This window comes from Xanthomonas campestris pv. campestris str. ATCC 33913 (assembly GCF_000007145.1).
GTDB classification, from domain to species: domain Bacteria; phylum Pseudomonadota; class Gammaproteobacteria; order Xanthomonadales; family Xanthomonadaceae; genus Xanthomonas; species Xanthomonas campestris.
This window is the reverse complement of sequence record NC_003902.1, coordinates 197480-210631: the sequence shown is the minus strand read 5'-3', so window position 1 is coordinate 210631 and position 13152 is coordinate 197480. Positions and strand designations below refer to the sequence as shown.

10 protein-coding genes are annotated in these 13152 nt (G+C 66.4%); 3 read left to right on the top strand and 7 right to left on the bottom strand.

All coding sequences use genetic code 11. From position 1 onward, the window contains the following. The first annotated feature begins 303 nt into the window (after window positions 1-303). Window positions 304-1341 carry a patatin-like phospholipase family protein gene (locus XCC_RS00850; protein WP_011035416.1) on the top strand — a complete coding sequence of 346 codons (1038 nt, stop codon included), beginning with the start codon at window positions 304-306 and terminating at the stop codon, window positions 1339-1341. Window positions 1342-1733: 392 nt separating this feature from the next. Here the strand turns inward: XCC_RS00850 and XCC_RS00845 are convergent, their stop codons facing one another. Together XCC_RS00845 and XCC_RS00840 are read right to left on the bottom strand one after the other, a co-directional pair. Continuing rightward, complete coding sequence (locus XCC_RS00845; RefSeq protein WP_011035415.1) at window positions 1734-3962, bottom strand: TonB-dependent siderophore receptor; 2229 nt, start codon at window positions 3960-3962, stop codon at window positions 1734-1736. Window positions 3963-4212: 250 nt separating this feature from the next. Further along, window positions 4213-4695, bottom strand: coding sequence for an Lrp/AsnC family transcriptional regulator (locus XCC_RS00840; protein WP_011035414.1), 483 nt, complete (start codon window positions 4693-4695; stop codon window positions 4213-4215). A 127-nt stretch (window positions 4696-4822) separates the two neighbouring features. On the opposite strand from XCC_RS00840, the gene phhA reads away from it, so the two are divergent. Both phhA and XCC_RS00830 read left to right on the top strand, forming a co-directional pair. Continuing rightward, entirely contained in the window at window positions 4823-5713 is an 891-nt protein-coding gene (gene phhA, locus XCC_RS00835; protein WP_011035413.1) for a phenylalanine 4-monooxygenase, read from the top strand. Between the two features lie 422 nt (window positions 5714-6135). Next, window positions 6136-6780: a DMP19 family protein gene (locus XCC_RS00830; RefSeq protein WP_043877689.1), complete on the top strand. Its 645-nt coding sequence runs from the start codon at window positions 6136-6138 to the stop codon at window positions 6778-6780. A gap of 266 nt (window positions 6781-7046) precedes the next feature. On the opposite strand, the gene XCC_RS00825 is transcribed toward XCC_RS00830, so the two are convergent. From XCC_RS00825 to XCC_RS00805, 5 genes are all read right to left on the bottom strand, one after another. Further along, window positions 7047-8162 (bottom strand): GDSL-type esterase/lipase family protein, encoded by a 1116-nt coding sequence (locus XCC_RS00825; RefSeq protein WP_043877688.1) that lies wholly within the window; start codon window positions 8160-8162, stop codon window positions 7047-7049. Between the two features lie 522 nt (window positions 8163-8684). After that, window positions 8685-9341, bottom strand: coding sequence for an RpiB/LacA/LacB family sugar-phosphate isomerase (locus XCC_RS00820; protein WP_011035410.1), 657 nt, complete (start codon window positions 9339-9341; stop codon window positions 8685-8687). Between the two features lie 159 nt (window positions 9342-9500). After that, window positions 9501-10256 carry a 2-dehydro-3-deoxy-D-gluconate 5-dehydrogenase KduD gene (gene kduD, locus XCC_RS00815; protein ID WP_011035409.1) on the bottom strand — a complete coding sequence of 252 codons (756 nt, stop codon included), beginning with the start codon at window positions 10254-10256 and terminating at the stop codon, window positions 9501-9503. 75 nt (window positions 10257-10331) lie between these two features. Continuing rightward, entirely contained in the window at window positions 10332-11186 is an 855-nt protein-coding gene (kduI, locus tag XCC_RS00810) for a 5-dehydro-4-deoxy-D-glucuronate isomerase (RefSeq protein ID WP_011035408.1), read from the bottom strand. A gap of 889 nt (window positions 11187-12075) precedes the next feature. Next, window positions 12076-13134 carry a LacI family DNA-binding transcriptional regulator gene (locus XCC_RS00805; protein WP_014509500.1) on the bottom strand — a complete coding sequence of 353 codons (1059 nt, stop codon included), beginning with the start codon at window positions 13132-13134 and terminating at the stop codon, window positions 12076-12078. Window positions 13135-13152 lie beyond the last annotated feature (18 nt).

Below are 13152 nucleotides of genomic sequence, written 5' to 3'. Positions count from 1 at the left end.
AACGCACCAGCCGCGGTTAACCGAAGCGCTTTACTGCGGCGCTGATGCGGCGCGGTCTACGCACCGGCGGCATGTGCACTCCAGAGCGCCTGCAGCGCACGCGCAGGCACGCACGCGACGCCGCGGGCGGGTGAAGGTACGCGGCGACACAGTGATTGCTCCCGAAGGCGTATGCCCGCAGGTGGCAGCGCGCGCCGTGCTGATCCCTGACGCAGCCCGGCTGCCGAGGCGACCAATGGGACGCGCGGCGTTAGGGGGTGCGCGTGTATTCTCCCTCGCCTTTCCAACTACGTTTCCGTCGCCATGACTGCGCTCCGTCGCCCACGCTCCCTTGCCTTGCTGTCGCTGATCGGCCTGCTTTCGGCCTGTGGGGGCGAACCGCGTCCCGCCACGCCCGCGCCGGTGGTGCAGGCGCCGTCTGCCACTGCGCCCAAGCCGGTGAAGATCGGCGTCGCGCTCGGCGGCGGTGCGGCCAAGGGCTTTGCACATATCGGCGTGATCAAGATGCTGGAAGCCAACGGGTTTGCACCGGTGGTGGTGTCGGGCACCAGCGCCGGTAGCGTGGTGGGCGCGCTGTACGCCAGCGGCATGGACGCGTTCCAGATGCAGGAAAAGGCCGTGGCGCTGGACCAGACCAGCATCCGCGACGTGCGCTTGTTCTCCGGTGGCCTGGTGCAGGGGCAGAAGCTGCAGGACTACGTCAACGAACAGCTCGGCGGCAAGCCGATCGACAAACTGCGCAAACCATTCGCCGCGGTCGCCACACGGCTGGAAGACGGTGAGCGCACGGTGTTCGTGCGTGGCAATGCCGGCCAGGCGGTGCGCGCCTCCAGCAGCATTCCCGGCGTGTTCGAGCCGGTGACCATCGGCCAGTACCACTACGTGGACGGCGGCGTGGTCAGCCCGGTGCCGGTGGATGCGGCGCGCCAGCTCGGCGCCGAATTCGTGGTGGCGGTGGATATTTCCAGCAAGGCCAGCGGCAAGAATCCCGGCGACCTGCTGGGCACGGTCAATCAGTCGATCTCGATCATGGGCCAGCGCCTGGGCGAGGCCGAACTCAAGCGTGCCGACGTGGTGATCCGCCCCAAGGTCAACGACATCGGCTCGGCCGATTTCAACCAGCGCGGCGCCGCAATCCTGGAAGGCGAACGCGCGGCAATGGCGGTGATGCCGCAGATCCGCGCCAAGATCGCGCAACTGCAGGCGCAGCGCAGCAGCGCCACCCGCAGTGCGGCCGAACAGGCCAAGGCGGCAAAGCAGGAGGCGTACAAGCGCTGCCTGGAAGAACGCTCGCGCTGGCAGAAGTTGCGCGGCAAGGATGAGGAATGCGTGGCGCCCTGATGCGCGTGTTGGTGCGGATGTAGATGCGCGTGAGCCGTACGTCGCAGGCCGATCAACGAAGTACGCGCAAGGTTGATGTGGGCGTTTTTGGCGACAGGCGATAGACGGCTGTGAGTGATGTGAAGTGCGTGTGTGGAAATGCGCGTTGAAGAACAGCACGTGTGGCGGAACGTGGTCGCGGCCAAGGCCGCTCCTACAACGGCACGGCGGTTCCGGGTGTGGTGATGGTGTGTCGGGATGGCTTCGCGGCCTAGGCCGCTCCTACGACAGCCGGCGCGTTCTTAGGGCAATGCGCGCCGTTGGCACCCTGCAACAGCCGCAAGGCCGCCCCTGTAGGAGCGGCCTTGGCCGCGATGCGTTACCGATGACCCCGCAACATCAACCGCAACACCTCAATACCGCCAACGCAGCGACACGCTGACAAACCGCGGCTCGCCGTAGTTCTGGTAATCCAGGTTGGCCCAGTAGGTCTTGTCGAAGGCGTTGCGCACCGCCAGCGTGGCGGTCCATTGCTCGCTGATGCGGTAGTTGGCGTTGAAATGCACCAGCGCATACGGGTTCTGCACCACGGTCACCGGGGTGGTGGCGCCGCTGCCATCGCCGGTGGGGCGCGCGATGTTGAAGCCGCGCACTGCGCTCTGCCAGCTCACCCCGCCGCCGATGCTCAGGCGCTCCCAGGCGCCGGGCAAGCGCAACTGCGTGGACAGCTGCAGATAATCCTCGGGCAGGTTGGCGTAGATCGCATCGGTGGGCGGGCGCGTCACCTTGACGTGGGTGAAGCCGGCATTGACGGTCCAACCGGGCAGGATCTCGCCGTTGATATCCATTTCCCAGCCACGGCTCTTGGTGCCGTTGATGCCGATGTAGGCCGAATTGCCGTCCGGCAGCGAGGATTCCGGCTGGGTCATGTCGCGCACGGCAAAGTTGTCCTGCTTGGCCTCGAACACGGCGGCAGTGGCCATCGCATGGCCGTCGAGCAATTGCGCCTTGATGCCGGCTTCCAGGTTGGAGCCTTCCACTGGCGCGAGCAGGTTGTTGTCCTTGTCGCGGTAGTTCTGCGGATTGAAGATTTCGGTGTAGCTGGCGTACACCGACACGTCCGGCACGATGTCGTAGACCAGGCCCACGTAAGGGGTGACTTCGTCGCTCACTTCATAGCGACCGCTGGTGCCGGTGTAGGCGCCGCTGGCATCGAAGGCCTGGGTGCGGGTTTCCCACGAACTCAGGCGTGCGCCGGCGATCAACGACAGCGGGTCGGCCAGGCGGAACCGCGTGGAGGCATACACGCCGCGCTGGGTGGTGCGCCCCTCGCTCCGCCGGCCGTTGCGTGCGTAGGTCACTTCGGACGCATTACCGTCCCAGTTGCGGATGTTGGGAATGAAATAGCAGCGTTCGGGCGGACCAAAGGCGTTGGGGCAGGTGGCCCAGTCGTCCGGATAGGTCTGCGCCAACCCGTACGAGGTGGATTGCAGATCCTGCCAGCTGCCGCCCACCACCACATCGTGCTGGCGGCCGAACAGCGAGAAACCGCCGGACAGATACACATCCACGCTGTCGCGAGTGTCTTCGGTTTCGCCCACACCGGTGCGCAGGAACATGCCGCTACCGTCGGCGGCCGGATACCCGGTGCCGTACACACGCAGGCTCTGCACGTTGCCCTTGGTGTGCGCGGCGTTGACGCGCAGCAACCAGTCCTCGCCGATGCGTTGTTCCAGGTTGGCGAACGCGGTGCTGGTTTCGCGCTGCCAGCGCGTCCACTCCGGTGCCAGATTCGTTGAGCGGGATAGATTGGCCAGCGTGCCATCGGCGGCGAAGAACGGCACCGTGCCCCAGGTCGAACCGACCGGGGTGTTGTCCTGGCGCTGATAGCCGACGGTGAGGGTGGTGCTCTCGGTCAGGTCGCCTTCCAGCACCGCCATGCCGGACATTTTGGTGTCGTGGTAGCGGTCGTAGTAGTAATCGCGGTCCTGCCAGGCCGCCACCACGCGGCTGCGCCAGCGCCCGTCGCTGGTCAGCGGCGCGTTGACGTCGGCCTGCATGCGGCGGAAATCCCAGGTGCCCGCGCTCACCGCAAACGAGGCATCGAACTCCTTGCCGGGCCGCTTGCGCAGCAGGTTGACCGTGGCAGAGGGAATGCCCGCGCCGGTGAGCAGGCCATTGGCGCCGCGGATCACTTCGATGCGGTCGTAGAAGACGGTGTCGTATTCCTGATTGGTCGCGCCGCTATAGGTGGGCAGGCCGTCGACCTGGAAGTCGGTGATCTGGAAGCCGCGCGCGAAATACAGCGGGCGCTGGGTGTCGTAAAAGGACACGTTGACGCCGGTGACGTTGCGCATCACGTCGTCGATGCTGAAAAGCGACTCGTCTTCCAGCCGCTGCAGCCCGATCACGCTCACCGACTGCGGGGTTTCCTGCAGGGTCAGCGGCAGGCGCGTGGTGGTGGCCGGCTGCGCGCGGCTCACCGTGCCGTTGACGCTCACCGCGTCCAGCGTCTTGGCGTTGGCATCGGCATCGGCATTGGCGTCGGCCAGGTCGGCGGCACGCGCGGCGGCGGGCGTCATCGTCAATGCGCACAGCAGCGCAGCGGACAGCGTGGCCAGAGGAAGGGTCTTGGCAGGCATCGGGGGTCTCATCGATCGGGCAGACGCGGCGCGTCAGTGACAGGAAGCGGCGGGCACGCGTCGGCATCCACCCGGACGACAAGCTGGCTGGCCCGGTGGGCTGGCGGTTCGACGGGGGACACGGCTGGACGCTGCCAGTGTTATGCAAATGTAAATCGTTATCGTTTGTTGGGCAAGCGCACGGCGCTGTCCCGCGCTCGCTGGCGCGAGGACGCCCCCGGCAACCCCGGCGGTCTAAGCCCCCACGCGCTTACGCCAGATGCGAGAGCGGCAAGCCTTCCGGGGCCTTCACCGTGCGCAGCACGAAGCTGGAATTCACATCCGATACGCCGGTGGCGTTGAGCAGGCGATCCAGCAAAAACCGCGAGAAATGCTCCAGGTCGCGCACCTGCACCTGCAGCAGGTAATCCATGTCGCCGGTGAGCGCCCAGCAGGCCACGACCTCGTCCCAGCCGCGCACGCCGGCGGCGAAGTGCTCGATGTCCGGCTGGCCGTGCTGTTCCAGCTGCACCCGCACGAAGGCCTGCAGGCCCAGGCCCAGCGCGCGCGCATCCAGGCGCGCGCCATAGCCGGCGATGATGCCGGCCGCTTCCAGCCGTTGGGTACGCCGCAGGCAGGCCGAGGCCGAGAGATTGACCTGCGCGGCGAGCTCGGCGTTGCTGCTGCGCCCTTGCGTCTGCAGCAGCGCGAGCAGGCGCAAATCGGTGCGGTCCAGGGCGATTGGTTGATCCATATGTTGCGCAGCAGCAAGCGATGACGCACGAATCTTGCGTCTAACGGCCGCCGGTGCGCAACATTCGCAATCCCGTTGCGTGGCCATTTGGCTAAGGTGAAGCCATCCGTTTCGGGAACCACACCGCATGAACACAGCGCCGCGCCGCGTCGAGAACCAGCTCACCGACAAGGGCTATGTGCCGGTCTACACCACCGCGGTGGTGGAGCAGCCGTGGGATGGTTACAGCGCCGACGACCATGCCACCTGGGGCACGCTGTACCGGCGGCAGCGCGCGCTGCTGGTCGGGCGGGCCTGCGATGAGTTCCTGCAGGCGCAGGACGCAATGGGCATGGACGACACCCAGATTCCGCGCTTCGACGCGCTCAACGCGGTGCTGCAGGCGACCACCGGCTGGACGCTGGTCGGTGTGGAAGGGCTGCTGCCGGAGCTGGATTTCTTCGATCATCTGGCCAACCGGCGCTTCCCGGTGACCTGGTGGATCCGCCGCCCGGACCAGATCGACTACATCGCCGAACCGGACCTGTTCCATGATCTGTTCGGGCACGTGCCGCTGCTGATGAATCCGCTGTTTGCCGACTTCATGCAGGCCTATGGGCGCGGTGGCGTCAAGGCGCACGGAATTGGCCCGGACGCGTTGCAAAATCTCACCCGGCTGTACTGGTACACGGTGGAATTCGGCCTGATTGCCACGCCGCAGGGGTTGCGCATCTACGGTGCGGGCATCGTCTCGTCCAAGGGCGAATCGCTGCATTCGCTGGAATCGGCGGCGCCGAACCGGGTGGGCTTCGATCTGCAGCGGGTGATGCGCACGCGCTACCGCATCGACAGTTTCCAAAAGACCTACTTCGTCATCGACAGCTTTACGCAGCTGATGGACGCCACCGCCCCGGATTTCACCCCGATCTATGCCGCGCTGGCGCAACAGCCGCAGGTGCCGGCCGGCGAGGTGCTGGCAACCGACCACGTCCTGCAGCGCGGCAGCGGCGAAGGCTGGAGCCGCGACGGCGACGTGTGAGGGGTTGGCTGGCGCCGGTGTGTTCGGCCTGGCGTGGCGTGTTGGCGTCGGCGCCGCTTCGTCGACGATGACATGACGATGGCGCGCTAGCGCCTGCACTCTGGTGCGAGAAGCGCCTACCTGAGGCGAGCTAGACGCACGGCATGCGTCGCCGGTACAACCGCATCGCTGCAAGCGCTGCCAGCTGCCAGAAGTGCTTCGGTGTCGATAGGAGTCGGCACGTGCACCAATGTTGGTGTTTTCCCCTGTACCACGCGCCCACTCCACATTCCCTGCACGGGTCGACCGGTGGCGGATCGCCTGCTAACCACAGCATTGTTCAAGCAGGTCGAAACACCGCAAGCGCGCTCGACCTCGGCGCACCGACTCGACAGCATCCCCGGCCCGCACTAAGGTCGGGATTCCCCACACCGTTGCTGCCCATGGACCTGACGCACTTCCGCATCCGGCGCTTGGAGCTGGACGACACGCGCCTGCTGTTTACGCTGGACAACGGCATGCGCATCGACGAGCCGATCCAGGCGCAGCGGCTGCTGGCCAAGGCCACGCCAGCGCAGCGCGCGCAGTGGCAACTCACCGACGACAGCCATGGCGTGAACTGGCCGGCCGTGGCGCCGCCCAGTGCGCAGGGGCTGCTCAACATGCCGATGCTGTTGTGGCACCGACGCACCGCACGCGCACAGGCGCGGCTGGTGGCGGTGCGCGGCCGCTTCGATGCGCTGACGCCGGGCGAGCGCGAGCTGGTGGCATTGGCCCGCCTGGACGCGGACATGAGCGACAGCGGCTACGCGCGCTACTTCGACCACTGGGATGCGCTGACCCGCAGCTGTGCGCTGCAGGCGCTCACCGCGATGGGTGCAAGCCAGGTGCGCCAGGCGATCGATGGCCTGGGCGCGGTGTTCGAGCGGCTCGAAGAAGACCCGGACCTGCTCAGCATCGAAGACATTCTCGATGCGATGAGCGAAACCGACCGTCAGCGCGTGGATGGCTGGGAAGAGGTGTATTACCGCCAGTCCAGCGCGCTGGCGCGATTGGGGTTGATCCACTACGGGGTGGACAAGGCCTGAGGCAGTTGCGTTGGTGGTTGAGCCGCGCCGCAGACCACTTCGATGTGGCAGTCCTGCGGCCGCACTGCACCGGACAGCCTGCGGTTGATGCGCTCGGCTGCACGACATGCAACGCCACAACGCGGTAACGCCACAACGCGTAACGCGGTAACGCGGTAACGCGGTAACGCGGTAACAACGTTAAACGCGCTGCGTGCTCGGCGAGCGGCGCATTCTTTTCAGCAGCGCATCGCGTTATCGAGCCGTGCACCGCACTGCACAGTGCCTCAGGATCTGGCAGCCAGATACGTCAGCAGGATCACCAGATCTTCCTCGCCCACTTGCTGCAGCGCATGCGTGCTGCCGGGGCGGGTGAGCAGTGCATCGCCGGCGGCCACTTCGTACTGTTTGCCATCCAGCGCGTACAGGCCGCGACCGCTGACGACGTAGTAGATCTCGTCCTTGTCGTGCAGATGCAGGCCGATGCCGGCGCCCTTGTGCAGCACGCGCTTGCGCAGCACGAACTTCAACTCCGGCGCGTCGGCAAAGAACGGATAGGCGGTAGTCGGGCCGGCACCGCCATGTGGGCCGGGCTGGCTGCGCGGCAGGTCGCGCTCATGCACGACCAGCGAGGGATGCGCCTGCGCGGCACGGCGTGCGGCGGTGTCCGGCGCAGCGCCGCAATCGGCATCGCGGCGTAGCTGGGGTTTCAGCGCCGGCTGCAGTTGCACCCAACCATGCACGACCAGGCACGCAATGGCGGTGGCGCCGGCCTGGCTGAAGTGGGTGCCATCGGCCTTGGTTTGTTCGGGCACGAACAGGAAATACGGTTTGGCCGCCTGTTCGCCGAGCGCGCGGATCCAGTCGCTGGAGCTGGCGTTGAGATCGATCAGGCCCACCTGCTCCTGCGCGGCCAGTTGCTGCATGGCCAGGGTGTAGCGGCCATGCGTGTCGGGCAGCGCGCCGAAGTCGTAGAGCAAGCGCGCGGCCGGGGTGATCAGGATCGGCGTGGCGCCTTTGTCGCGCGCGATGGCAATAAAGCGGCGCAGGAACTGCTGGTAGTCACCTTGCGGATCGGTGTAACGCGTGGCGTCTTCGCGCTTGGCGTCGTTGTGGCCGAACTGGATCAGCAGCACGTCGCCGGCACGGATGTCCTTGGCGATGGCATCCAGCCGCCCTTCGGCGATGAAGCTGCGTGTGCTGCGCCCACCCTTGGCGTGGCTGTGGACCTGCCACTGCGCCGGGTCGAACCAGCCTTGCAGCATCTGGCCCCAGCCAGCTTGCGGTGCGCGGTCCGAGCCGTACTCGGCGGCGGTGGAATCGCCGGCGATGAAAATGCGATGGGGCGCGGCGTGGGCAACGTGCGCGCAGAGCAGCAGCATGGCGATGAGCAGTCGACGCATGAGGGGCTCCGTGGTGGGTTCTGTGTTCGATGTTGTTGCTGCTGTTGCTTTTTGGATCTGGTTTTGCCGCTCTCTGCAGTGCGGTAATGACGCATGCATGCATGCTTGATGCGTACTTCGATTTGGCAATTAACCGTCCTTCGCGCGTCGGCTAGATCACTAACGAACGCCGTGATGCTCCGCGGGGTCAGCGACACCACCGGCGCTGGTTGTTGATCGAGTGGATCCGATCCCTGCGCTTGCCTGCCGGTTGGCTGTCTTGCGCCGTACACGCGCCCCGGACCCGCGCGTGCGGCGTGCTCACTCCAAAGCACGCGCGCTTGTCAGCGCCTGCATCGGAGTCATTCAACGCAGGACATTCACTGACTGCCGCATCCTGCGCGTGTCACCACCGGATGCAGGTGATGCATCCGGTGGTGAAGGATCGCGCTGCCTGAAGCGTCATCGACGTCTCACGCACTCGCCTTGCTGGCGCATGCCTGCTCCCGCGACAGGAACACCGGCATGCGCATGCAACTGCACTCAGGCAGCAGCGGCTTCGCTCTTGCCGAGCAGGCCGGCGACGAAGCTGCGGATCTCCGCGTCCTGGGCGTTGTCGAAGAAGCACTGCTGGAAGCGCGCACCGCCGATCGCCTGCTTGATCAGCTCCGGGTCGATCGCGCGCAGGCCGTCCAGGTAAGACTTGGCGGTGGCCTGCTTGACCTGGGTCAGGATGCCGGCGTTGGCGGCCTGCGATTCGCGACGCTCGGCCGGGTAGCCCAGGCCACGCTCGCCGCTGAAGGCCTTTTCGAAGATGTAGCGCACGTTGATTTCCGCGCCCCAGCCGTAGCCCTTCGCGAATGCCAGCGACAGCGCATTGCCGTTGTTGACCTGCGCGAACAGGTAGGCGTCGGTCGGCTCGATGCAGTAGCCGCAGAACACGCCCGGGTGGGCGTTGAGCGACATCATCGCGCCCTGGCCGGTGCCGCAACCAGCGACCACGAAGTCCACGGCCTTGGCGTTGAGCAACAGGCTGGCGACGATGCCCAGGTGGATGTAGGTCAGGCGGTGGTCGTTGTCGCCGTCCATGCCGACGTTGAACACGTCATGGCCCTGCTCGCTGGCGACGTCGTTGAGCTGCTGCAGGATCACCGGGTTCTTGGCGGCCTGGCTAAACTCATTCATGAGTGCAATTTTCATGGGAATGCTCCGATTTCGTTGGGGAAGTTGGTTGGAATGTGGTTGATGCGTGCTTGCGTGGCGGACGTCATGCATGTCGGGGTTGTGCGCGTGCATACCGACCCTCATCCGCCCTGCGGGCACCTTCTCCCGGTGGGAGAAGGAAACGACGCATTTTTCTCAGCGCGCCAGCCAGCCGCCGTCGACCGGGATGATGGCGCCGTTGACGTAGTCCGAGGCGCTGCTGGCCAGGAACACCGCCGCGCCGCCGAGGTCGGCCGGCACACCCCAGCGCGCGGCCGGGATGCGGTCCAGGATGGACTTGTTGCGGTCCTGGTCGGCACGCAGCTGCGCGGTGTTGTCGGTGGCCATGTAGCCGGGGGCGATGGCGTTGGCGGTCACGCCCTTGCTGCCCCACTCGTTGGCCAGCAGGCGGGTGATGCCGGCGATGCCGGACTTGCTGGCGGTGTAGGACGGCACGCGGATGCCGCCCTGGAACGACAGCATCGAGGCGATGTTGATGATCTTGCCGCTGCCCTGCGTGATGAAGTGGCGGCCGGCGGCCTGCGACATGAAGAACGCCGATTTCAGGTTGACGTTCATCACGTCGTCCCAATCCTGCTCGCTGAAATCCACCGCATCGGTGCGGCGGATCAGGCCAGCATTGTTGACCAGGATGTCCAGGCGGCCCAGGCCGGCGAGGGTTTCATCGAGGATGCGCTGCACCGGCTCGATGCTGATCAGGTTGGCTTCGATGGCGACGAAGCGGCGGCCCATCGCCTTGACCTTTTCTTCGGTCTCGGTCGGTGCCTGGATGCCGGCGGCGGCGATGTCGGCGCCCGCCTCTGCCAGTGCCAGCGCGATGCCCTGGCCCAGGCCAGTGTTGGCACCGGTGACCAGTGCGACCTTGCCTTCGAGACTGAACGGATTGCTCATTACCTTATCGCTCCAGATGCGGCATGCCGCGTTCGATGATGGGGCCGCCGCACCCGTTGGCGCGACGGCGGGGCATTACTTGAGCTGGCAGATATCCAGCACGTGCATGTCGGTGTAATCGAGGTTTTCGCCACCCATCGCCCAGATGAAGGCGTAGTTGCTGGTGCCGGCGCCCATGTGGATCGACCACGGCGGCGACACCACCGCTTCGTTGTTCTGCATCACGATGTGGCGCTGCGCGTCGGGCTCGCCCATGAAGTGATACACGCGGTCGTTGGCGCCCAGATCGAAGTAGAAATACACCTCGCTGCGGCGGTCGTGCAGATGCGGCGGCATGGTGTTCCAGACGCTGCCCGGCTTGAGCACGGTCAGGCCCAGCAGCAGCTGCGAAGACTGGCAGGTGGCCGGCACGATGTACTGGTAGATGGTGCGCTCGTTGCTGGTTTCCAGCGCGCCGCGCTCCAGTGCCACCGCGTCCTTGATCGACAGCTGCTTGGTCTCGAAGCGCGCATGCGCCGGGGTCGAGGCCAGATAGAACTGCGCCGGGTTGGCGGCATCGGCGGACGCAAAGCTCACCTCGGTGCTGCCCATCGCCACATACAGGCCGTCCTTGGGCCCGAGCGTATAGGCGGTGCCATCCACGGTGACGGTGCCGGTGCCGGCGCCAACATTGATGACGCCCAGCTCGCGCCGCTCCAGGAACGGGTGGCCGGCCGCCGAGGCGGGCTCGGTCTGCTTGGGCAGTTCCAGCGTCTTGCCGACCGGGGCGGCGCCACCGAGCACGAAGCGCTCGTAGTGGGTGTATTTGAGGGTCACCGCATCGGCGACGAACAGGCCGTCGAGCAGGTAGAGCTCGCGCAGGGTGTCGTTGCTGGCGCCCTTGAGGGCGTCCGGATGGGTGGCGTAATGGGTCTTGCAATAGAGGGACATGCGCATCTCCGGTGGCAAGCGAGGGGGAATGAAAGCCCGCACCACGCCATTCTACCGGCTCTGGTAAACCGGTGTCATTGCGCAGTGCACGAAAGCGGAGCGTGGGTGGGGGCTGCTGGCTGCCTGCTTCCTTCTCCCCTCGGGAGAAGGTGGCGCGTAGCGCCGGATGAGGGTGCAAGGCGGCGCGCTATGTCGGGGGCACGGCTTGGTTTGGTCAGGGGAGGCTTCTGCGCCTCCTACCTGAGCTCATGGCTGAGCTTTCTCAGATGGCGGTCTGCCACCGTACCCTCACCCCAACCCCCGCTCCGCACCCCGGCCCGCGCTTGCGCCGCGGGCGCTCCAAGGCACGCGCGCCCATGGCGCGTAAGCCGTGCCTTCTCGCCCCGAAGGGAGAGGGGCTCACTACCTTCTCCCCTCGGGAGAAGGTGGCGCGTAGCGCCGGATGAGGGTGCGAGGCGGCGCGCTATATCGGGGGCACGGCTTGGTTTGGTCGGGGGGAGGCTTATGCGCCTCCTACCTGAACTCATGGCTGAGCTTCCTCAGATGGCGGTCTGCCGCCGTACCCTCACCCCAACCCCTCTCCCAAAGGGAGAGGGGCCCACTCCCTTCTCCCATCGGGAGAAGGTGGCGCGTAGCGCCGGATGAGGGTACGAAGCTGCGCGCTATGTCGGGGGCACGGCTTGGTTTGGTCAGGGGAGGCTTATGCGCCTCCTACCTAAGCTCATGGCTGAGCTTTCGCAGATGGCGGTCTGCCGCCGTACCCTCACCCCAACCCCTCTCCCGGAGGGAGAGGGGCCCACTCCCTTCTCCCATCGGGAGAAGGTGGCGCGTAGCGCCGGATGAGGGTGCGAGGCAACGCGCGCTCCCGAATGGGAGGGGCGTTACGTGCTCAATCTTCCGGCGGTTGGCAGGAGTCGCGCACGATCAGGTGCGGGCGCACGCTGGCGGTGGGTAGCTGCGGGGCGTTGTCGGGCTGGATCAGCATGGCGGCGGCGGTGCGGCCGGTGTCGCGGGTGTGGCGGCGCACCGAAGTCAGCGGCGGCCACAGGCGCGAGGCCAGCGAGCTGTCGTCATAGCCAATCACCGACAGCTGGCGCGGGATGTTGATGCCGGCGCGCAGGGCGACCTTGTAGATACCGGCAGCCATTTCGTCGTTACCGGTGAAGATGGCGGTGGGGCGCTTCTTGCCCAGCAGCAGCTTTTCGGCCGCGGCCACGCCCGATTCGAAGGTGTAGCCGGCCTCCACGATGCGCTCGGGCGGCAGTTCGATGCCACGCCGGGTCAAGGCGTCGGCAAAGCCGGCGGTGCGCTCGATCGAGGAGCGGTAGGCGCTGGGGCCGGTGACCAGGGCGATGTCGCGGTGGCCGAGCGAGAGCAGGTAGTCGGCCGCCTCGGCCGCGCCGTCGCGGTCGTGGGTGATCACCGTCTGCGAGGTGGTGTCCAGCGCGATCGAGGCGATGCGGGTGTAGCGGCAACCGATCTCGGCCAGCATGTCGGCCAGCGCCTGGTCCTCGGAGGCACGCGGCACCAGGATCACCCCGTGCAGCTTCTGCGCCTGGGCAAACCGGCGCACACCTTCGATATAGCCCGGGCTGCGGCTGTCGCAGGGGTGCACCACCAGCTCGAAGCTGGAGCCACGCAAGGCGTCCAGCGCGCCGTACTGCATGTCCACGATGTACTGCGCGGTGGGGTTGTCGTAGACCATGCCGATCAGGAACGAGCGCCGGAACGCCAGCCCGCGGGCGAGCGGGTCGGGCGCGTAGCCCACCTCGCGCATCAGCGCCTCGACCTTCTCGCGGGTGTCCTGCCGCACCAGCGGCGAGTTGTTGATGATCCGCGAGACGGTCTTCTTGGACACGCCCGACATCCGCGCGATGTCGTTGATCGTTGCTACCTTGCCCTTCGGCAGGCCGGGCATTCCCTCTTCGGGATTCTTGCGGGCGGGCATAGCGGTCAACCGTTCGAG